We start from the raw sequence: 21,116 nt of genomic DNA, 5'->3' as shown, positions 1-21,116 counted from the left end.
GATGTGATCCGGCTCACAGTCGCGTCATGGGGAACGCCCAGCGCCGTCTCATCGTTGTCTCAGGCAAGAACGAGACGATCGGTTTCCGGCCACGACAGGAGGGGAAGACATGGGGAGCACGGCTCAGCCCGTCACCAACCCGGCCGTCGGGTCGTGGGAGGACATCGTGGAGCAGCACTCCGCGCGTGTCTACCGTCTCGCGTACCGACTCACGGGAAACCAGCAGGACGCCGAGGACCTCACCCAGGAGGTCTTCATCCGCGTCTTCCGATCGCTCGACTCCTTCCAGCCCGGCTCGTTCGAGGGCTGGATCCACCGCATCACCACGAACCTCTTCCTCGACCGCGTCCGTCGCAAGTCCAAGCTGCGGTTCCACCCGTTCGCCGAGGGCGCCGAGGAGCGCCTCGTGTCGCGCGAGATCTCGCCCGAGCGGGTCTGGCAGGACGCCAACCTCGACGCGGACGTTGAGCAGGCCCTGACGGCGCTCCCCGAGGAGTTCCGCGTCGCCGTCGTGCTGTGCGACATCGAGGGTCTGTCCTACGAGGAGATCGCCGACGTCCTCGGGGTGAAGATCGGCACCGTCCGCTCCCGCATCCACCGGGGTCGCAAGCATCTGCGTGCGGCGCTCGAGCACCGTGCGCCGGGTGGCGCACGGACCCGTTTCGCCGGGCCGATGGATCCGGCGGTGAGCACCAGCTGATGGCACACCTCGGGGACCGGGTCGACGCCTTCGTCGACGGGCAGCTGCCCGACGACGAGGCCGCTCGTGTCTCCGACCACCTGGGCGAGTGCCCGACGTGCCGCGAGCTCGTGCAGGAGCGGCGCGCCCTCAAGCGTCGGATGACCGGTCTGGGCCCTTCACCGGCCCCGCGGTCCGCCCTGCTGGTCGCGCTCGCCGACCCCGACCGCCTGACCGAACGGGACGCCGGCGCATCCGAGAGCCGGATCCGCGCGATCCTCGGCCACGGCCTGGCTCGCGGCGGGGTCGCGCTGACCGGCGCCTCTGTCGCGCTGGCCGGGCTCGCGTACGCGCTGGGCGGCGTCCCGACCGCGTCCGGTGCTTCGACCTTGCCGCCGGTCGACCGCTTCATCGCCCAGTTCCGCGGCCAGGCCGACCCGGTCGCCCTGGTCCGCACCACCGCGACGACCGTGCACGGAAGCGTCCCGGTCGCCGTCGTGGCACGGCGTCCGGCCGCGCCGACCCACACCGATGCCCTCCGGGCGAGCGAGGTCCTGTCCCGGGCGCTCGGCTCGAGCGTCAGCGTCCGGCTGCTGGCCCGCAACTACGACCTCTCCGTGGTGGAGACCGCCGGATCCGATCGGATCCGTGTGGTCGCGTCGGCCGACGGCGTGCGCGAGGCGACCTTCGAGATCGACCGTGCCACGGGTGCGCTCCAGCGCATCGTGCGGTTCTCCGGCGCGGTCGCGACCGACACCACGAGCCGGTCGGGCGCCGCCATCGGCCTGCTGGGCTCTCCGCTGTCCCGGGAGGCCGCGGCCCCACGGGATGCCCCGGAAGGCCCGTCGGCGGCCGGAGGCATCGGCCCCGAGGCCGTCGGGGCGACGGGCGACGCCGACGCGCGCGACACCAGCGTCGGCGACGCCGACCCGTCCGAGCCCGACACGGGCGCGCCCACCGACGACACGGCGGACCCGGTCGCGACGCCGGTCGACGCCGCGATCGACTCCCTGACGATGCAGGACCTCTCCGACGGAGGCTGGCCCTGCCACGACGTCCTGGGGTCCGGTTTCGCGCGGGTCGGCGCCGAGTGGGTCGCCGTCGACGGTGAACGGGCGATCGCACTCACCTACAGCGACGGCGCGACCACGATGACGCTGTACGAGCAGAACGGCGCGTTGATGAGCCGCCCGGATCCGTCGTTCACCCGGTCCGAGCTCGGGGGACGTCGGGTGTGGCTGCGTGACGGCAGCCCGACGGTCGCCACCTGGAGCGCCGACGGGATCGTCTTCACGGCGGTCACCGACGGCGAGGCGGCGCAGATCGAGTCCGTGGTCCACGACCTCCCCGGCACCGCGGCCTCTCGAACGGACGCCTGGCACCGGGTGCGGTCGGGTTTGGTGCGCTTGAGCAGCTGGGCGTCGCCCGGCGACACCCCAGCGGGCTGACGCTCGGTCAGGTCGCGTCGACGTCGAACGGTGCCGGCTCGCCGGACTCCAGCGGCTTCGGCTTCTTCGTGCTCCGACGCGGAAGGTCGTCGTCCTCGTCGTCCTCGAGCATCCGACGGGGGTCGAGTCCGCGCAGGTCGTCGCGCAGGCTGGTGTAGTCGTCGCCGAACTCGCGGCTGAGATCCGACTTCGCGTTGTCCGCCATCTGACGCACCGTGCGGAGCATCCGACCCGCCTGCCGCGCGAACTCGGGCAACTTGTCGGGACCGAACACGAGGATCGCGACGATCACGATGACGGCGATCTCGGCCGGCCCGATGTCGAACACGGCGTCAGCCTAGCGCCCCGTGGGGGACAACCCGAGCTGCATGCCCGCCAGACCCCGCGCCCGGCCCGACAGGGTCGACGCCACCTGGCGCAACGCCTTCCCGGCGGCACCGTCCGGGGCCTCGTCCACGATCGGGACGCCGGTGTCCCCACCGACACGCATCTGCTGGTCGAGCGGCACCTGGCCCAGCAGCGGCACGTCGTACCCGAACCGCTCGCTGAGCGTGCTCGCCACCTTCTCGCCGCCGCCCGAGCCGAAGACCTCCATCCGGTCGCCGGTCGGCAGCTCGAGCCAGGACATGTTCTCGATCACGCCGACGACGCGCTGGTGCATCATCGAGGCCATCGTGCCGGCGCGCTCGGCCACCGTCGCGGCTGCCTCCTGCGGTGTGGTCACCACCACGACCTCGGAGTTCGGGAGGTGCTGTCCGAGGCTGATCGCCATGTCGCCGGTCCCCGGCGGGAGGTCGAGCAAGAGCGCGTCGAGGTCGCCCCAGTAGACGTCGGAGAGCATCTGCACCAGTGCCCGGTCGAGCATGGGCCCGCGCCACGCGACGACCTGGTCCTTGCGCGGCTTGAGCATCCCGATGCTCATCACCTGCATCCCGCGGACCGGGACCGGCATGATCATGTCCTCGACCTGCGTGGGGCGGGCATCGCCCACACCGAGCATGTCCGGGATCGAGTGACCGTAGATGTCGGCGTCGACGATGCCGACGGCCAGCCCCTGCGCTGCCATCGCGGCTGCGAGGTTGACCGTCACCGACGACTTGCCGACCCCGCCCTTGCCCGAGGCGATCGCGTACACCTTGGTGAGCGAGCCGGGCTTGGCGAACGGGATCTCACGCTGCGACTGGCCGCCCCGCAGGGTCTCCTGGAGCTGCTGGCGCTGCTCGTCGTTCATCACGCCCATGTCGACGGTGACGTCGCTGACGCCGTCGACCTTGGTCACAGCGGCGGTCACGTCCCGCGTCAGCGTGTCCTTGAGCGGGCAGCCGGCCACCGTCAGCAGCAGGTGGACCGTCACGTGCCCGGAGTCGATGTCGACCGAGTCGACCATCCCGATCTCGGTGATCGGACGGCGGATCTCGGGGTCGTTGACGGTCGCCAGCGCGGCCTGGACGGCGTCGGGGTTCACCTGGGTCGTCTGTGCGGGCATGGCTTCGATGCTACGCGCGCGACCTACACCGCCCCAGACGCGGGTCGGAGCGCGGACACCTCAGCCGCTCGCCGACCGGCGTGATCCGTCGCCGTCCTCGCGCCGCTCGTCGAGATCCGCCACCACGCTGCGCAGCTCGGAGCGCAGGAAGTCGCGGGTGGCGACCTCGCCGAGCGCCAGCCGGAGGCTCGCGACCTCGCGAGCGAGGAACTGCATGTCGGCGTGCGCCCGGGCGTTCGCGTCGCGATCCTGCTCCTGCGTCACCCGGTCGCGTGCCTCCTGCCGGTTCTGGGCGAGCAGGATCAGCGGCGCGGCGTACGAGGCTTGCAGCGACAGGATGAGCGTCAGGAAGATGAAGGGGTAGGCGTCGAAGCGCAGGTCCTCCGGGAGAAGCGTGTTCCAGAGCACCCAGACGATGATGAAGACCGTCATCCAGGCGATGAAGGTGGCCGTCCCCATGAACCGGGCGAAGCCCTCGGCGAACTTGCCGAACGTCTCGGGGTCGACGCGTCGGCGCCGACGCGTCCACCGGCGCTGCTCGCGGGGCTGATCGAGACGGACCCGCTCGGTCTGCTCGCTCACGACGCCTCCTCGTGTCCTTCGGCCGGGTGCACGTCGAGGTCGTCCTCGGTGCGGCGGTCCTCGTCGCGCCACCCCTCGGGCAGCATCTCGTCGAGGAGGTCGTCGACGGTGACGGCTCCGACGAGGTGGTTGGAGTCGTCGACGACGGGACACGCGACGAGGTTGTAAGCCGCGAGGATCCTGGCGAGCTCGGGCAGCGTCGTCTCCGGTCGTGGCCACTCGATGTCGTTCACCGCGATGGACCCGACCAGCGACGACGGCGGCTCCCGGAGCAGGTGCTGGAAGTGGGCGACCCCGAGGAAGCGACCCGTGGGGGTCTCCAGGGGCGGCCGGCACACGTACACGTTCGCGGCGAGCGACGGCGAGAGCTCCGGGTCGCGGATCAGCGCCAGCGCCTCGGCGAGGGTCGCGTCCGGCGGCAGGATCACCGCGTCCGAGGTCATCAGGCCGCCGGCGGTGCCCTCCTCGTAGACCATCAGGCGGCGGACGTCCTCGGCCTCGTCGGGCTCCATCAGCGCGAGCAGGGCCTCGGCGGTGGCGGTGGGCAGCTCTGCGATCACGTCCGCCGCGTCGTCGGCGGACATCTCCTCGAGCACGTCGGCGGCGCGCTCCGGGTCGAGCGTCCCCAGGATCTCGACCTGGGCCGCCTCGGGCATCTCCTCCAGCACGTCCGCGAGGCGTTCGTCGTCGAGCTCGGCGGCGATCTGGGTCCGCCGCTGGATCGGGAGGTCGCGCAGGGCGTTCGCGAGGTCGGCCGGACGCATCGTGTCCATGGTCGCGAGCAGGTGGGTGGCGCCCTGGTCGGGCTGCTCACCGGAGAGGTCGGCGACGTCCGCCCACTCCACGACCACGCTGTGGCCGCGCCGCCGCAGTCCCTTGCCGCGCTCGCGCAGCGCGACCGCGCTCAGGTACCAGTCGTGGCGGCGGTCCTCAGCCATCGCGACGTCGTAGACGGCAGCCTCCTTGCCGTCGGCCGGAAGGTGGACGCGGCGGTCGAACAGCTCCCCGAAGACCAGCGTCTCGGTCGACCGCTGCTCGAAGCGTCGGAGGTTCAGCAGGCCGGTGGTGATCACCTGGCCGCCCTCGAGCGAGGTCACCCGGGTCATCGGCAGGAACACCCGTCGACGTCCGAGGATCTCGACGACCAGCCCGAGGACGCGCGGACGGCTGCCCGCTCCCCGCAGCGTCACCACGACGTCGCGCAGCTTGCCCACCTGGTCGCCGGCCGGGTCGAAGACCGCGTGACCGGCCAGTCGCGCGAGGAAGATCCGACTCGTCGACGTCACGCGCTCAGGGTAGCCGCGATCCGTCGCGAAGCCGGGGAGGCCGCTCAGACCTGCCGGAGGGTCGGCCGTGCTCCGCCCGCGGCGGTGGTCGACGGGATCACGACGAAGCCCCGCCCCGCGCGAGGCGGGACGGGGCTGTCGTGAACCGGGCTGGCTCAGACCTTGCCGGAGGTCGGGAACTTCCCGCCCGCGACGGTCGCTGCCGGCTTCACGACGAAGCGGTACTTGTGGCGCTTCGCCATGCGGAAGGAGTAGCGGACCTTGCCCTTCTTGTTGGTCCTGAGCTTCTTGACCTTCTTCCAGCCGCCCTTCTTGTACTGGAGGACGACCTTCTTCTTCTTGTACGCGCCCCACTTGCCGTTCGTGCCGAACTTCGTGAGCTTCATCCGGGCGACCTTCTTGGTCGACCCGTAGCGGTACTTGATGCCGCCGGAGGCGCGGATGCCGGACTTGACGGTGAAGTAGCCACCGGGCGCGGTGTCGACGTAGTTGAACCGCTCGTAGTTGCCGGTCGAGTCGAAGTTGCCGCTGATCCGGACGTTCTTGATCCGGAAGGTGCCGCGACCCCAACGGGTGGGGAAGCTCAGGTAGCCGCGGCCGGACGACGAGTAGAGCGTCACCGTGCCGAGACGCCGCGTGCCCTTGTAGACGCCGGCCTTCATCGAGTAGTACGACACGTTCGACAGCACGCTGCGGGCAGCGGCGATGTTGATCGAGGTCGACTTGTAGGTGGCGATGCCGTTGGTTGCACGGATCTTGGTGACGTCGACCGGACGGTCGGCGGTCGGGGCGGCCGAAGCCGGGGCGGACGCGGCGACGAGCGCGCCCGAGACGACGAGCGCAGTGCCGGAGAGCACTGCGGCCGCGCGCTTGGCGAGGGTCCTCACGAAGGGCCTCCTGTACGAGGGGATATCAGCGAGAGGATCGTACCCGGACAAAGGGTCGCCGCAGGCACGGTCCCAGAAATTGACCCTCGAAGGAAATCGCGACCTCACCGCGGCTCGAGACGGACCACGACCGACTTCGACGTCGGGGTGTTCGAACCGAGGGCGACCGAGTCGAGCGCGACCAGGGGATTCGTCTCCGGGTAGTACGCGGCGGCGGTGCCGCGCGGGAGCTCGTACTCGACGACGCGGAAGCCGCCGGCGCGGCGCTCCCGCCCGTCGGGGCCCACCGAGACCAGGTCGACGACCGCACCGTCGTCGAGACCGAGCGTGGCGACGTCGTCGTGGTGGACGAACACCACGTGGCGCCCGCCCTCGATCCCGCGGTAGCGGTCCGACAGACCGTAGATCGTGGTGTTGAACTGGTCGTGGCTGCGGAGCGTCTGGAGCAGGAGGTGGCCGTCCGGGACGTGCAGCACCTCGATCGGCGAGACGGTCAGGACACCGGCGCCCTCGGGGGTCGGGAACTCCCGCGAGTCCCGCGGCGGGTGGGGCATCACGAAGCCGCCGGGCCGGTCGGTGTTCGCCTCGTAGCCGGCGCACCCCGGCACCACCGCGGCGATGTGTCCGCGGACCTCGCGGTAGTCGTCACGCATCGCGGCCCAGCCGATGCCGAACCGGCTCGTGCCGTCCGTCTCTCGGAGGGTCGCCTCGGCCACGCCGGTGACGATGGCGGTCTCCGAGAGCAGGTGCTCGGAGGCCGGCTCGAGGCGCCCCCGTGACGCGTGCACGACCGACATCGAGTCCTCGACGGTCACGAACTGCTCGCCGGAGGCCTGCCGGTCGACCTCGGTCCGCCCGAGCGTCGGGAGGATCAGCGCGGTCCGTCCGCAGACCAGGTGCGAGCGGTTGAGCTTGGTGGACACGTGCACGGTCAGGTCGCACCCGCGCAACGCGTCCGCGGTGACCTCGGTGTCCGGGGCGGCCTGGACGAAGTTGCCGCCGAGCGCGAAGAACACCCGGACACGCCCGTCGCGCATCGCGCGGATCGCGTCGACCGTGTCGTACCCGTGCTCCCGCGGCGGCTCGAACCCGAAGTGGTCGCCCAGCCGGTCCAGGAACGCTGCCGGGGGCTTCTCCCAGATCCCCATCGACCGGTCGCCCTGGACGTTCGAGTGGCCGCGCACCGGGCACAGGCCCGCGCCGCGCCTGCCGATGTCGCCGCGGACGAGCGCCAGGTTGACGACCTCCTTGATCGTCGCGACGGCGTTGCGGTGCTGCGTCAGGCCCATCGCCCAGCACCAGATCGTGGCGCTCGAGTCGCGCAGCATCGCGGCGGCCTCGGTGATCTGCTCGCGGGTCAGGCCGGTCGCGGCGCGCACCACGTCCCAGTCCACGGCGCTCACGTGCGCGGCCCACGCGTCGTACCCGACCGTGTGCTGCGCGACGAAGGCGTGGTCGATCGCGTCCCAGCCGACCAGCAGCGACCCGATCGCCTGGAACAGCGCCAGGTCTCCGTTGGTCCGTACGGGCAGGTGCAGGTCGGCGAGATCGGTCCCTCGGCCGACGACGCCCCGCGGCTTCTGCGGGTTGCGGAAGTTCACCAGTCCCGTCTCCCGCAGCGGGTTGATGCTGATGATCCGGGCGCCGCGCCGCTTGGCGGTCTCCAGCGCGCTGAGCATGCGCGGGTGGTTCGTCCCCGGGTTCTGGCCGGCGACCACGATCAGGTCGGCGTCGTACAGGTCGCGCAGGCTCACGCTGCCCTTGCCGATCCCGATCGTCTCGGCCAGGGCGACACCCGTCGACTCGTGGCACATGTTCGAGCAGTCGGGCAGGTTGTTCGTCCCGTACGCGCGGGCGAAGAGCTGGTAGGCGAACGCCGCCTCGTTGGAGGTCCGGCCCGAGGTGTAGAACGCGGCCTGGTCGGGATCGTCGAGGGCGTTCAGGTGGTCGGCGACCAGATCGAACGCGTCGTTCCAGCCGATCGGCTCGTAGTGCGTCGCATCCGGGCGCTTGACCATCGGCGTGGTGAGGCGACCCTGCTGCCCCAGCCAGAGCTCGTCGTGGGCGTCGAGGTCGGCGATCGAGTGACGGGCGAACAGCTCCGGGGTCGCCCGCGCGCGGGTGCCCTCCTCGGCGGTCGCCTTCGCGCCGTTCTCGCAGAACTCGGCGGCGGCGCGGTGGTCCGGGTCCGGCCAGGCGCAGCTCGGGCAGTCGAACCCGTCCTTCTGGTTGAGGCCGCGCAGCGCCTTCCAGCTGCGCCTCGGGCCCATGGAGCTCACCGCGCGGCTGACGGCGACCCGGACACCGGTGACCCCGGCGGCCGCGGACTTCGGGTGCCCGATCTCGAGGTGCCGGTCGTCCCCGGGGGACCCGTCGGGCGTGGAAGGAGTGCTGCTCGTCACTCCTCCAGGCTAGTCCGTGCTCAACCTCGGGATCCTCCGCTGCCGGTGCAGGGAGAACGGGCGGGAGTCGGCGGTGACCGCGGGGGAGGGGATCGGCTGCTCGCGCTGGGCCGACTCGTCGAGGTGGCCCGGTGCCGCGATCAGGTCGGTCGGGGTGAAGCGGACGATGGTGCACTCGCGCGCCCAGCGTTGCGGAGCCTGCTCACCGTCGAACAGGTTGAGCCGGCCGGCCGTCAGCGCCTCGACGACGGCGTCGTGGTCGTCGTGGTCCGGTCCGAGGACCTCCACGCTCGCGCGCACCTTCGCCACCGCCGCGCGGGTCGACTTCGCGCGGAGGTCGAGGACGACCTCGTCCTGCTCACGGATCTGGGGGAGCGGCTGCTCGTCCCCGCCGGCGACCACGCACACCGAGCCCTCGTGCCAGACGTGCCAGACGGGGTGCCAGCGGTCCGCGTAGATCACCCAGAGAAGGCCGGCCTTCTTCGCCACCTCGGCCACGAACGCCTGGCGGTAGAGCGCGTCGAACTCGTCGCTGGCGACCTGCGGATCCGGCTCGTCCATGCGCGCCAGCATAGGGCGGATCGTGGTCAGCGCGTCTCGATCGTCGCTTCGCTCCGCCTCGTCGAGCGGGGGGACGTCGCTTCGCTTCGCCTCGTCGAGCGGGGGACGTCGCTTCGCTTCGCCTCGTCGAGCGGGGGGACGTCGCTTCGCTTCCTCGACGAGCGGGGGCGCGCCGCTTCGCTGCGCCTCGTCGAGCGGGGACGCTGGTCGAGGCGCGAGCGGAGCGAGCGATCGAGACCCTGGCAGACTGACGCGGTGAACGTCCTGCTCGCCGTCGTCGGCGTCCTCGGGGTCTCGCTCTCGGGTCCGCTGATGGCGGGTACGAACGCGCCGGCGCTCGCGATCGCGTTCTGGCGCAACGCGTTCGCCGAGGCGGTGCTCGTCCCGGTCGCGGCCGCGCGCCGTCGCGACGAGCTCCGCGGCCTCACGCGATCCGACCTCCGTACGTGCCTGGTCTCCGGCGCCGCGCTCGCGCTGCACTTCGCGACCTGGGTCAGCGCGCTGAAGCTCACCTCGGTGGCGGCGGCGATCGCCCTGGTCTCGATGCAGGTCGCCTGGGTGGCGCTGATCGGGAGGCTGCGCGGGGAGCACGTACCCGTCCCCGTCGTGGTGGGTCTGCTGATCGCGATCGCCGGCGTCGTGGTGATCACCGGCGTCGACCTGACCCTGTCGGCGGACGCGGTCCGGGGGGACCTGCTGGCGCTGGTCGGCGGGTTCGCGGCCGCGGTCTACACGGTCGCCGGCGGCAGCGCCCGCGCGCGCCTGACGACCACCACCTACACCACGCTGGCGTACGGGATCTGCGCGGTCATCCTCCTGGTCACGGCGCTGGTGCTCGGGGTCGACCTGGTCGGGTTCGACAGCGCGGCGTGGGCCGGCATCGTCGGCGTCACGATCACGGCGCAGCTGCTCGGCCACTCGGTGCTGAACCACCTGCTCGCGGTCTACAGCCCGGTCGTGGTCTCGCTGATCCTGCTGCTCGAGGTCCCCGGCGCCGCCCTGCTCGCGGCGGTGCTGCTCGGTCAGGCCCCGGCGGTCGGGGTGTACGCGGGGCTCGCGCTGATCCTCGCCGGACTGGCGGTGGTGGTGGTCCGCGGCCGACCGCGGCCCGAGGAGGTCCCGCTCGCCGAGTGATCGGCGTGGGCGCGCGCGTTACGCGGGTCACACTTCCCGACTTGTTACTAGGCGTTAACAAGTCCGATGGGTATCGTCAGCACCGCCCTGACCCTGAGACCCGAGGTGTCCCGTGTCTGCTGACGCTGTCTCCGCCGAGAACAAGGCCCTGCGCTCGCGCCGCTCCTGCCTGGCCGTGCCCGGCTCGAACCCCCGCTTCCTGGAGAAGGCCAAGGGCCTCGACGCCGACCAGGTGTTCCTCGACATCGAGGACGCCGTGGCCCCGCTGGCGAAGCCCGATGCGCGCAAGAACATCGTCGCCGCCCTGAACGAAGGCGGCTGGGGCGAGAAGGTCCGGGTCGTCCGCGTCAACGACTGGACCACGAAGTGGACCTACCGCGACGTGATCGAGGTCGTCGAGGGTGCGGGAGCCAACCTCGACTGCATCATGCTTCCGAAGGTCCAGACTGCCGAGCAGGTGGTCGCGCTCGACCTGCTGCTCACCCAGATCGAGACCACGGTGGGCCTCGAGGCCGGCCGGATCGGCATCGAGGCGCAGATCGAGAACGCGCTCGGCCTGACCAACGTCAACGCGATCGCCGCCGCCTCGCCGCGCGTCGAGACCATCATCTTCGGCCCCGCGGACTTCATGGCGAGCATCAACATGAAGTCCCTCGTGGTGGGTGAGCAGCCCTCCGGCTACGACGTCGGCGACGCGTACCACCACATCCTGATGAGCATCCTGATGGCGGCCCGGGCCTACGACAAGCAGGCGATCGACGGCCCGTACCTCCAGATCCGCGACACCGACGGCTTCCGTCGCGTCGCGTCGCGTTCGGCCGCGCTCGGCTTCGACGGCAAGTGGGTCCTGCACCCCGGCCAGGTCGACGTCGCGAACGAGGTCTACAGCCCGCGCCAGGAGGACTACGACCACGCCGAGAACATCCTCGACGCCTACGACTGGTTCACCTCCGAGGCCGGGGGCAAGAAGGGCTCGGCGATGCTCGGCGACGAGATGATCGACGAGGCGTCGCGCAAGATGGCGCTGGTGATCTCGGCCAAGGGCCGAGCAGCCGGCATGCAGCGCTCCTCGACCTGGGAGCCGCCGACCGACTGAGGTCGGCCGCCCCGCGAGCCCGCCCGGCTCCGCACCCCGCCGTACGAACGCCGCCCCGACGACCGAAGAGAGACCACCATGGCCCGCCGCCTCGTCACCACTGAAGGCCTCACCGAGGACCAGGAGGAGATCCTCAAGGTCGTCCGCGAGTTCGTGGAGAAGGAGATCATCCCGGTCGCGACCGACCTCGAGCACGCCGACGAGTACCCGACGCAGATCGTCGAGGGCCTCAAGGAGCTCGGCATCTTCGGGCTGATGATCCCCGAGGAGTACGGCGGCCTCGGCGAGTCGCTGCTGACGTACGCCTTGTGCGTGGAGGAGATCGCGCGCGGCTGGATGAGCGTCTCGGGCGTCATCAACACGCACTTCATCGTCGCGTACATGCTGATGCAGCACGGCACCGAGGAGCAGAAGCAGAAGTACCTGCCGCGGATGGCGACCGGCGAGGTGCGTGGCGCGTTCTCGATGTCGGAGCCGGCGCTGGGCTCGGACGTCTCGGCGGTGTCGACGAAGGCGACCAAGCAGGACGATGGCTCCTACAGCATCACCGGCCAGAAGATGTGGCTGACCAACGGTGGCTCCTCGAACCTCGTCGCGGTGCTGTGCAAGACCGACGAGGGCGCGGACTCGGTCTACCGGAACATGACGACGTTCCTGATCGAGAAGGAGCCCGGCTTCGGCGAGACGGCGCAGGGCATCACGGTGCCCGGCAAGATCGACAAGATGGGCTACAAGGGGATCGACACCACCGAGATGATCCTCGAGGGGCATGTGATCTCGGCGGACCAGATCCTCGGCGGCGAGCCCGGCCAGGGCTTCTACCAGATGATGGACGGCGTCGAGGTCGGTCGCGTGAACGTCGGTGCCCGGGCCGTCGGCATCGCGAACCGCGCCTTCGAGCTCGGGATCGCCTACGCCCAGCAGCGCGAGACCTTCGGCAAGCCGATCGCGCAGCACCAGGCGATCCTCTTCCGGATCGCGGAGATGGCCACGAAGGTCGAGACGGCGCACGCGATGGTCGTCCGGGCCGCCCGCAAGAAGGACGCCGGGGAGCGCAACGACGTCGAGGCCGGGATGGCGAAGATGCTCGCCTCGGAGTACTGCAACGAGGTCGTCGAGGCGTCGTTCCGGATCCACGGCGGGTACGGGTACTCCAAGGAGTACGAGATCGAGCGGCTCTACCGCGAGGCGGCGTTCATGCTGATCGGCGAGGGCACGTCGGACATCCAGAAGATGATCATCGGGCGCAGCCTGCTGAAGGACTACAAGCTCTGATCGCCCGCACGTTTTGCGTTGCCGGCAACGGAAGGCGGTTCGTGGCACCGCAGACGTGCGCGCTTTCTCGGTGCCCGGAACCAGTTGTCGTTGCCGGCAACGCAAACTCGGCGGCATCCTGGCTGGACGCATCCCGGGTTGTCGGCGCGACGGGTTGTTGCCGCGCGCGGTCGGTCGAGCTCGCTCTGACCAGCCGCACGTTTCGGTTGCCGGCAACGGAAGGCGGTTCGTGGCACCGCAGACGCGCGCGCATTCTCGGTGCCCGGAACCAGTTGTCGTTGCCGGCAACGCAAACGTGCGGAGCCTGAACGACCGATCGACCGACCGGGGACCGACCGCACGACCGTACGGTGCGGCTCAGAGGGCGACGGCGACGTACGTCGCGAGCGCACCGAGCAGCAGCGCGATCACGAGCAGCCCCGCGCCGACCGCGACGAAGACCGTCCCTCGCTGCACCGCGGTGTCCATCACGCCCCGGTCCGGGCGGTCGGGGTCGTACAGGACGGGCACGGTCGTGCCGAGCCGCGGCGGGAACGACTGACGCACGATCGACGTCCGTCGGTGCGTGCGGCCGGCGGTGTCCTGCCACTGGACCGTCGGGTACCCGGACGGCAGGCCGTGGACGCTGCCGTCCCTCGTGACGACGGTTCCGCGGGTGGGTTGCCAGGCTCGCGTCATCCGGCGGCGGAGGAGCCCGATCAGCACGAAGACCGTGCCGAGCAGCGCGAACCCGGCGGCGACGACGGCAACGACCTGGTCGGCGGTCACGGGATCTCCCTGTGGATCGTGGTGCGACGGTGTCGGGGGCGGCGCCTAGGGTAGCGACGATGACGACCTCCACCGAATCACCCCTGTCCGCCGCCCGTGCCGACGTCGCGGGAGGTGTCGTACGAGCGCTCGCGGGGGACGGCGCGCGATTGCGTCCCGACCAGGAGCGGGCGGTCGCCGGCCTGGTCGAGCCCGGGGCCCGGGTGCTGGTCGTGCAGGCGACCGGGTGGGGCAAGTCGGCGGTGTACTGGGCGGCGACGGCGATCCGTCGGGCCGAGGGCGCCGGCGTCACGCTCGTGGTGTCGCCGCTGCTGTCCCTGATGCGCGACCAGGTCGCCGCTGCTGGTCGAGCCGGGCTGCGCGCAGCCACGCTCAACTCGTCCAACATCGAGGAGTGGGGGTCGATCGAGGACTCGCTGCGTGCGGGTTCGGTCGACGTGCTGCTGGTCTCGCCGGAGCGCCTGGCGAACCCGGGGTTCGGGCGGCGCGTGCTCGACGCCCTCGCGGGTCGCATCGGTCTGCTCGTGATCGACGAGGCGCACGCGGTCTCCGACTGGGGCCACGACTTCCGCCCCGACTACCGGCGGGTCTCCGACGTGCTGACCTCGCTGGATCCGGACACGCCGGTGCTCGCCACCACCGCGACGGCGAACGAGCGGGTCACCGCCGACGTCGCGCACCAGCTCGGTGAGCAGACCCTCGTGCTCCGCGGCCCGCTCGCCCGGTCCAGCCTGGCGCTGTCCGTGGTGGACAAGCTCTCCCCGCTCGAGCGGTACGCGTGGGTGGTCGACCACCTCCCGCGGCTCGACGGCTCCGGGATCGTGTACACGCTGACGGTCGCCGACGCGCAGCGGCTGACGAGTGCGATCCGGGCGGTCCACGGCGACGCGGTGCCCGTGGCGGCCTACACCGGGGCGCTCGCCGCCGACGAGCGGCACCGGCTCGAGGACGCGCTGCGGGACAACGAGGTCAAGGCGCTGGTCGCGACCTCGGCGCTCGGGATGGGCTACGACAAGCCTGACCTGGGCTTCGTCGTGCACGTCGGCGCGCCGCCGTCGCCGGTGCCCTACTACCAGCAGGTCGGACGCGCCGGCCGCGCGATCGACCACGCGCACGCCGTCCTGCTCCCGTCCGGCGCGGACGCGGGCGTGTGGGACTACTTCGCCACCGCGACGATCCCGGTGCCCGAGCAGGTCCACCGGCTCCTCGCCGGTCTCGGGAGCTTCGATGCCGACGCACCCGCGAGCGTCCCGGCGCTCGAGGCCGAGACGGGGCTGCGCCGCGGGCGCGTCGAGCTGATGCTCAAGCAGCTCGCGGTCGACGGCGTGGTCGAGCGGGTCGAGCGGGGCTGGCTCGCGACCGGGCGGGAGTGGACGTACGACGCCGAGCACTACGACGGCGTGGTGGCGCAGCGGCGTCGGGAGGCGGACATCATGCGGGCCTACACCGATGGTGCGCGCTGCCTCATGCAGCTGCTCGGTGAGTCCCTGGACGACCCGCACGCCACCGAGTGCGGCCGTTGCTCCGTCTGCGTGGGGCGGCTCCCCGAGGGCCTGGAGGCCGCGCCGGCACCTGAGACCGTCGCGGCGGTCGCGCGGTGCCTGCGCGGGGAGGACCATGTGCTCGAGCCGCGCAAGATGTGGCCGGGCGGTGCTTTCGGGACGCGCGGCCGGATCGGCCCGGACCGTTCGGCCGAGCCCGGCCGGGTCCTCGTCCACGCCGATGCCCCCGAGTGGCGCGAGGCGGTCTCCACGATGTTCGAGCGGGATGCCCCGGCGCCGCAGGAGGTGCTGGACGCGTGCGTCGGCGTGCTGGCCCGTTGGCGTTCGTCGTGGCCGGCGCGGCCTGACGTCGTCGTCGGGCTGCCTGCGGCCGGGAATCCGGTGCTGGTCGGCAGCGTCGCGGACCACCTGGCCGAGGTCGGCAGGCTCGACCGGTCGGCGCTGGAGGTCGGGGCACCGCCGGCCGACGTACGGGAGATGTCGTCGGCGGACGAGGCCGCCGCGTGGCGTGACTCGATCACCGTCCAGGACACGCAGCGCGTGTCCGGCCGGTGCGTGCTGCTCGTCGTGGACGCCACGGCGAGCCAGTGGCCGATCACCGTGGCAGCCGCCGCGCTGCGCGACGCCGGCGCGAGCCACGTCCTGCCGCTGCTCGTCCACCGGCGGGTCTGAGGACACGCGATCGCAGGCGACCCCGGTTCATGACATCGTGCTCCCGGGGGACCGCGCGATGACATCGTGGTCGACCGAGGCAGACATCGGCCGGATCCGGAGCGGGGAGGTGGCATGGCGATCACGTTCCGGGGGCTGGTGCGACGCTGGGGCGCGCGCACGGTGTGGCTGGCCATCACGGCGATCGGGCTGTACGTGGTCGCGCCGGGCCTGCTCACGATGTTCGGGGCGTGGCCACGGTTGGCGACCGTCGAGCCGCAGTGGTTCGTCATCCTCGCGGTGCTGGAGCTGCTCAGCTTCGCTGCCCTGTGGTGGCTGACGCGGATCGCGCTCGCTCCGTCGGAGACCGCTCCGCACCCGCGTCTGGGCTGGGGCGTCGCCGCGACGGGACAGCTCGCCGGCAACGCCGCGAGCAAGGTGATCCCCGGCGGCGCCGCGACCGGCGCCGTGGTGCAAGGGAAGGTCCTGATCGCCGCAGGCCAGCCCGGTGGCGCGGTCGCGTCGGGTCTGACCGCCTCGAACCTCCTGTCGTCGGCGGTCCTGCTCCTTCTCCCGGTCCTGACCATCCCGGCGCTGATCATCGGGCCGCCGCCCGCGGACCAGCTCCAGCTCGGCCTGGTGGTGTCGCTGATCCTGGCGGTCGTGATCGTCGCCGTCGGCTTCACCGCGCTCACGTGGCCGCGGGTGGTGGCGGCGTTCGGGCGGGGGATCGGCCGGGTGGGACAGGTGTTCACCGCTGCGATCACGCCGCAGCGGGTGGCCGACGGGCTGCTCGCCGAGCGCGACCGGATCGCCGTCGCGTTCACCGGCCGCTGGTGGCGTGCGGTGGTCGCCGCTGCAGCCAACCGGATGTGCGACTTCGCCGCCCTCGTCGCCGCGCTCGTCGCGTTCGGCGCCCACGCCCGCCCCGCCGAGGTGCTGCTCGCGTACGTGGTGGCGCAGACGTTCGCGATCATCCCGATCACGCCGGGCGGGGTCGGGCTGGTCGATGCCGGGCTGACGACGCTGCTCGTGGTGATCGGGGTCCCCGCCGACACCGCCCTGATCGGCACGCTCCTCTACCGGCTGTTCTCGTTCTGGCTGCCGATCCCGCTCGGGCTGTTCGCGTGGGCGGGGTGGCGGATCGCGGTGCCGAAGGCGGCGTGAGCCTCGAAAGGCTCGACCGGGGAGGGGCTCTCGATCGCTCGCTGCGCTCGCGCCTCGAGCAGCGGGGGGTCAGCGGGTGCTGGCGATGAAGTAGTCGTACATCGCCTGCGTCAGGCCGTGGTCGTGCGGCGACGCCGGCCGCCAGAACTCGTCCAGCAGCACGTAGACGTTCTCCCACGAGGGCCCGCCCTTGCGCTGCGCGTGCGGCACCTTGCGCCGTACGACCATCGCCCCGTAGACGAGCCCCACCGGGAGGACGACGGCGTGGGTGGCGTCCTCGACCGCGACGGGCTCTGGCAGCACCCACCCCTCGGTGATCGGTCGCTTCGACGCGGTCCAGGCCAGCAGCCGCCCCGAGGACGTGGTCGTGACCCGCTTGTAGACGGGCGTCGTCGACACCCGCCGGTCTCGACACGCGGCGATGAAGGCCTCGACGCTGTGCCGTGCCTGCGCATCCATGCGGGGAGGCTACGTGGACCGTGTTACACCCACGTCACACGCGACCGTGGCCTCCGTCTCCACCGCTCGAGGAGGGCCGTACGGGTGCTCACGACTGCTGTCCGAGCACCCAGTCGCGCACCTCGGGCATGTCCTGGAGGTGCTCGCGGACGTACGCGTGGTGCTTCTCGAGCATCTGGGCGCAGTGCTCGCGCAGCTCCTGAGCGTTCGCCGGCGTCGCGTCGGTGTTGTTCAGGGCGTCGACGGCCAGGTGGTAGCGCGACGCCTCGTTCAGCACCGTCATGTCGAACGGAGTCGTCGTGGTGCCCTGCTCGATGAACCCGCGGACGTGGAACCGGTCGGCCTTCGGACGTCCGTGCACGAGCTTGTGGATCGCGCCGTGGTAGCCGTGGAAGGCGAAGACGACGTCGACGTCGTCGGTGAAGAGGCCGCGGAAGTCCGCCTCGGACATCCCGTGCGGGTGGTCCTTCTGCCGCGGCAGCGTCATCAGGTCGACGACGTTCACCACGCGTACGGAGAGGTCCGGCACCCACTCCTTCAGCAGCTCGGCCGCCGCAACCGTCTCGGCGGTCACCACGTCGCCGGCGCACGCGAGCACGATGTCGGGCTTGCCGTCGGTGCCGGTCTCGTTGCCGGCCCACTCCCAGATCCCGGCGCCCTTCGTGCAGTGCTCGACGGCCTCGTCCATCGTGAGGTACTGGAGGTGCGGCTGCTTGTCCATCACGAGCAGGTTGACGTAGTTGCGCGACCGGAAGCAGTGGTCGGCGACCGACAGCATGCAGTTCGCGTCCGGCGGCAGGTAGACGCGCGCCACGGCCGAGCGCATGTTGAGCACCACGTTGATCAGGCCGGGCCCCTGGTGGGAGAAGCCGTTGTGGTCGTTGCGCCACGTGGTCGACGTGAGCAGGATGTTGAGGCTCGGGATCTTCGCGCGCCACGGCAGGTGGTTCGCCTCCTCGAGCCACTTGGCGTGCTGCACGGTCATCGAGGCGCTGACCATCGCGAACGCCTCGTACGTCGCGAACATGCCGTGGCGGCCGGTCAGCGTGTAGGCCTCGAGCCAGCCCTGGCAGTTGTGCTCGCTGAGCACCTCCATCACCCGGCCGTCCTTCGACAGCTTGACGTCCTCGTCGGTGACGACCTCGGCCGACATCCGGTCGGAGACGTCGAAGACCGCACCGAGGCGGTTGGAGTTGGTCTCGTCGGGGCAGAACAGCCGGAACGTCTCGGGGTTGTCGCGGTAGAAGTCGGCGAGCATCGCGCCGAGCTGCCGCATCCCCTCGACCCGTGTGGACGCGGGCGAGGTGACGTCGAGTGCGTAGTCGCGGAACGGTCGGATCCGAAGGTCCTCGGTCAGGACGCCGCCGTTCGCTGCCGGGTTGGCGCTCATCCGCAGCTCGCCGGCCGGGTTGTTCGCGTCGATGTCGGCGTTCGGGATGCCGTCGGGGAACAGCTCGTCGGGGTCGTAGGACCGCATCCACTCCTCGAGCTGGCGCAGGTGGTCGGCGTTCTCCTTGACCCCGGACAGCGGCACCTGGTGGGCGCGCCAGGTGCCCTCGACCTGGACGCCGTCGACGGTCTTCGGACCGGTCCACCCCTTCGGGCTGCGGAGCACGATCATCGGCCAGCGCGGCATCGCGCCGTCCCACGAGCCGTCGCGCGCCGCGGTCTGGATCGCGCGGATCTTGCCGTACGCCTCGGCGAGACCGGCCGCGAAGCGGTGGTGCATGCCGGGAAGGTCGTCGCCTTCGACCTCGATCACGTCGTAGCCGTGCCCGGTGAACAGCGCACGGACGTCCTCGGGCGACTTGCGTGCGAGGACGGTCGGGCTGGCGATCTTCGCGCCGTTGAGGTGCAGGATCGGCAGCACCGCGCCGTCGCGCTCGGGGTTGAGGAACGAGATGCCCTTCCACGACCCCTCGAGCGGTCCGGTCTCCGCCTCCCCGTCGCCGACGACGCAGACCGACAGCAGGTCCGGGTTGTCGAAGACCGAGCCGAACGCGTGCACCAGCGCGTACCCGAGCTCGCCGCCCTCGTGGATCGACCCCGGCGTGGTGACCGAGACGTGGCTGGGGATGCCGCCCGGGCTGGAGAACTGCCGGCACAGCCGCTTCATCCCCGCCCCGTCGCGGGTGACGTCGGGGTAGACCTCGCTGTAGGTGTCCTCGAGCCAGCCGGCGCCGACGAGCGTCGGTCCGCCGTGACCGGGACCGGAGAGGTAGATCGCCTGCTGCCCGGTCAGCCGGATCAGCCGGTTCATGTGGGCGTAGACGAGGGCCTGGCCCGGACCGGTGCCCCAGTGGCCGAGCAGCCGGGGCTTGATGTCGTCGGGCGTCAGCGGGCGCTCGAGCAGGACGTTGTCCTGGAGGTAGATCTGCGCGACCGTCAGATAGTTGGCCGCCCGGAACCACGCGTCGAGTGCGCGCACGTCGTCGTCGGTGAGGCTGGCCAGCGCGTCGGTGTCTGTCATGGCTGCTCCTGGTGGTTCTGGAGTGTCGTCTGCGGCTGGTGCTGTGCACGGGCGCCCGTACGGATCAGCGCGACCGTGTGCTCGGCGATCTCCGCCTCCTCGTCGGTCGGGACGACGAGGACGTCGATCGGGCCGGCGCCGACCCGCATCCCGCGCTCGGGCGCGGACGCGGCGTTGAGCGCCGGGTCGACAGGCATGCCGAGGTGGGCCAGGATCCGGCAGACCTCGGCCCGCAGCGCGGAGTCGTGCTCGCCGATTCCGCCGGTGAACACGAGACCGTGCAGGCCGGGGACGACCGGCAGGTAGGCGCCGACGTAGTGGCAGATCCGGTAGGCGACGAGGGCGACGGCGCGCTGCGCGTCCGGATCTCCGGCGTCGGCCCGCTCGCGGTTCGCCAACATGTCGGGGTCGCCGGTGAGTCCGAGCAGCCCGCTGCGCCGCTCGAGGAGCTCGGCCACCTCGTCCGGGGTCATCCCGGCCTCCTGCTCGAGGCGCAGGACCACCGAGGCGTCGACGTCACCGGAGCGCGTTCCCATGACGAGACCGGACAGCGGGGTGAAGCCCATCGACGTGTCGACGCTGTGGCCCGCGCGGACGGCGGTCACCGAGGCTCCGTTGCCGAGGTGGCACACGATCAGGTTCACGGAGTCGACGTCGACGCCGAGGAGCCGCGCGGCCGCTCCGGTCACGTACTCGACGCTCGTCCCGTGGAAGCCGTACCGCCGCAGCCCCCACCGCCGCGTCACGTCGTCCGGGAGCGCGAAGGAGTACGCGACGTCCGGCAGGGTGGCGTGGAAGGCGGTGTCGAACACGGCCACCTGGGGCAGTGCGCCCGTACGGTCCCGGACGAGCCGGATGCACCGCGTCGCGACCGGGTTGTGCAGCGGTGCGAGCGAGCCGAGGTCGTCGAGGCGCGCGAGCACGTCGTCGTCGACCAGCGTGGGCTCGGTGAACTCGGTGCCGCCGTGCACGACCCGGTGGCCGACTCCGAGGACCTGGTCCAGACCGGGGGGTGAGGCGTCCAGCGCGGTGAGCATCGCTGCGACCGCGTCGCCGTGGTCGGCGTCGCCCAGCGTCGTGTCGGTCACGGCGTCGTCCTCGCCGCGGTGCAGGTGGTGGGTGCCGCCGCGCCCGATCCGGTCGACGAGACCCTTCGCGAGCCGGCGGCGGGTCCGCGCGTCACGCAGCTCGTACTTCAGTGACGACGAGCCCGCGTTGACCACGAGCACGGTCTCCTCTGGCATCGAGGCTCCTCGCTGCAGG

Annotated in this window: 18 protein-coding genes; 7 read left to right on the top strand and 11 right to left on the bottom strand. The window is 71.4% G+C overall.

Annotation, left to right across the window (positions count from 1 at the left end; genetic code table 11):
• Positions 1–109 precede the first annotated feature (109 nt).
• Positions 110–700, top strand: coding sequence for an RNA polymerase sigma factor SigE (sigE, locus tag CLV56_RS04555; protein ID WP_100414447.1), 591 nt, complete (start codon positions 110–112; stop codon positions 698–700).
• A complete protein-coding gene (locus tag CLV56_RS04550; protein WP_039362988.1) occupies positions 700–2,127 on the top strand; it encodes an anti-sigma factor family protein in 1,428 nt (475 codons plus the stop codon). The genes sigE and CLV56_RS04550 overlap by 1 nt, the downstream gene beginning before the upstream one ends.
• A gap of 7 nt (positions 2,128–2,134) precedes the next feature.
• Here CLV56_RS04550 and CLV56_RS04545 read toward each other — a convergent pair whose 3' ends face one another.
• The 7 genes from CLV56_RS04545 to CLV56_RS04515 form a co-directional block, all read right to left on the bottom strand.
• Positions 2,135–2,455 carry a sec-independent translocase gene (locus CLV56_RS04545; protein ID WP_039362989.1) on the bottom strand — a complete coding sequence of 107 codons (321 nt, stop codon included), beginning with the start codon at positions 2,453–2,455 and terminating at the stop codon, positions 2,135–2,137.
• A 9-nt stretch (positions 2,456–2,464) separates the two neighbouring features.
• Positions 2,465–3,613 carry an Mrp/NBP35 family ATP-binding protein gene (locus CLV56_RS04540; protein WP_039362992.1) on the bottom strand — a complete coding sequence of 383 codons (1,149 nt, stop codon included), beginning with the start codon at positions 3,611–3,613 and terminating at the stop codon, positions 2,465–2,467.
• 60 nt (positions 3,614–3,673) lie between these two features.
• Positions 3,674–4,195, bottom strand: a complete 522-nt coding sequence (locus CLV56_RS04535; RefSeq protein WP_039362995.1) for a DUF1003 domain-containing protein — start codon at positions 4,193–4,195, stop codon at positions 3,674–3,676.
• Positions 4,192–5,481: a magnesium transporter MgtE N-terminal domain-containing protein gene (locus CLV56_RS04530; RefSeq protein ID WP_039362997.1), complete on the bottom strand. Its 1,290-nt coding sequence runs from the start codon at positions 5,479–5,481 to the stop codon at positions 4,192–4,194. Before CLV56_RS04530 ends, CLV56_RS04535 begins: the two co-directional genes overlap by 4 nt.
• 155 nt (positions 5,482–5,636) lie before the next feature.
• Positions 5,637–6,368 carry a hypothetical protein gene (locus CLV56_RS04525; RefSeq protein ID WP_039362999.1) on the bottom strand — a complete coding sequence of 244 codons (732 nt, stop codon included), beginning with the start codon at positions 6,366–6,368 and terminating at the stop codon, positions 5,637–5,639.
• A gap of 104 nt (positions 6,369–6,472) precedes the next feature.
• The gene (locus tag CLV56_RS04520) at positions 6,473–8,770 is read right to left on the bottom strand and encodes an FdhF/YdeP family oxidoreductase (protein WP_100414445.1); all 2,298 of its coding nucleotides are present in this window, start codon (positions 8,768–8,770) and stop codon (positions 6,473–6,475) included.
• 9 nt (positions 8,771–8,779) lie between these two features.
• Positions 8,780–9,331, bottom strand: a complete 552-nt coding sequence (locus CLV56_RS04515) for a hypothetical protein (RefSeq protein ID WP_157805061.1) — start codon at positions 9,329–9,331, stop codon at positions 8,780–8,782.
• A gap of 255 nt (positions 9,332–9,586) precedes the next feature.
• Here CLV56_RS04515 and CLV56_RS04510 point away from each other — a divergent pair, with 255 nt between their 5' ends.
• The 3 genes from CLV56_RS04510 to CLV56_RS04500 all read left to right on the top strand — a co-directional run bounded on the left by CLV56_RS04510 (position 9,587) and on the right by CLV56_RS04500 (position 12,836).
• A complete protein-coding gene (locus CLV56_RS04510) occupies positions 9,587–10,465 on the top strand; it encodes a DMT family transporter (protein WP_039363002.1) in 879 nt (292 codons plus the stop codon).
• 112 nt (positions 10,466–10,577) lie between these two features.
• On the top strand, positions 10,578–11,561 hold the full coding sequence (locus CLV56_RS04505; protein ID WP_100414443.1) for an HpcH/HpaI aldolase/citrate lyase family protein: 984 nt from the start codon (positions 10,578–10,580) through the stop codon (positions 11,559–11,561).
• A gap of 78 nt (positions 11,562–11,639) precedes the next feature.
• Positions 11,640–12,836, top strand: a complete 1,197-nt coding sequence (locus CLV56_RS04500; RefSeq protein WP_039363004.1) for an acyl-CoA dehydrogenase family protein — start codon at positions 11,640–11,642, stop codon at positions 12,834–12,836.
• Positions 12,837–13,193: 357 nt separating this feature from the next.
• On the opposite strand, the gene CLV56_RS04495 is transcribed toward CLV56_RS04500, so the two are convergent.
• Positions 13,194–13,604: a DUF3592 domain-containing protein gene (locus tag CLV56_RS04495; RefSeq protein WP_039363006.1), complete on the bottom strand. Its 411-nt coding sequence runs from the start codon at positions 13,602–13,604 to the stop codon at positions 13,194–13,196.
• Positions 13,605–13,663: 59 nt separating this feature from the next.
• Here CLV56_RS04495 and CLV56_RS04490 point away from each other — a divergent pair, with 59 nt between their 5' ends.
• Together CLV56_RS04490 and CLV56_RS04485 are read left to right on the top strand one after the other, a co-directional pair.
• A complete protein-coding gene (locus tag CLV56_RS04490; protein WP_039363009.1) occupies positions 13,664–15,778 on the top strand; it encodes a RecQ family ATP-dependent DNA helicase in 2,115 nt (704 codons plus the stop codon).
• Between the two features lie 114 nt (positions 15,779–15,892).
• Positions 15,893–16,924 (top strand): lysylphosphatidylglycerol synthase transmembrane domain-containing protein, encoded by a 1,032-nt coding sequence (locus CLV56_RS04485; protein WP_100414442.1) that lies wholly within the window; start codon positions 15,893–15,895, stop codon positions 16,922–16,924.
• Between the two features lie 69 nt (positions 16,925–16,993).
• On the opposite strand, the gene CLV56_RS04480 is transcribed toward CLV56_RS04485, so the two are convergent.
• From CLV56_RS04480 to CLV56_RS04470, 3 genes are all read right to left on the bottom strand, one after another.
• Positions 16,994–17,383: a hypothetical protein gene (locus tag CLV56_RS04480; RefSeq protein WP_039363012.1), complete on the bottom strand. Its 390-nt coding sequence runs from the start codon at positions 17,381–17,383 to the stop codon at positions 16,994–16,996.
• Positions 17,384–17,471: 88 nt separating this feature from the next.
• Complete coding sequence (locus tag CLV56_RS04475) at positions 17,472–19,853, bottom strand: phosphoketolase family protein (RefSeq protein ID WP_039363014.1); 2,382 nt, start codon at positions 19,851–19,853, stop codon at positions 17,472–17,474.
• The gene (locus tag CLV56_RS04470; protein ID WP_100414441.1) at positions 19,850–21,097 is read right to left on the bottom strand and encodes an acetate/propionate family kinase; all 1,248 of its coding nucleotides are present in this window, start codon (positions 21,095–21,097) and stop codon (positions 19,850–19,852) included. The genes CLV56_RS04475 and CLV56_RS04470 overlap by 4 nt, the downstream gene beginning before the upstream one ends.
• Between the last annotated feature and the right edge of the window lie 19 nt (positions 21,098–21,116).

Origin of the sequence: Mumia flava (assembly GCF_002797495.1) — a bacterium.
Classification (GTDB): Bacteria; Actinomycetota; Actinomycetes; order Propionibacteriales; family Nocardioidaceae; genus Mumia; species Mumia flava.
Note: the sequence above shows the minus strand (reverse complement) of the source record. Positions and strands in the feature narration are given on the sequence as shown.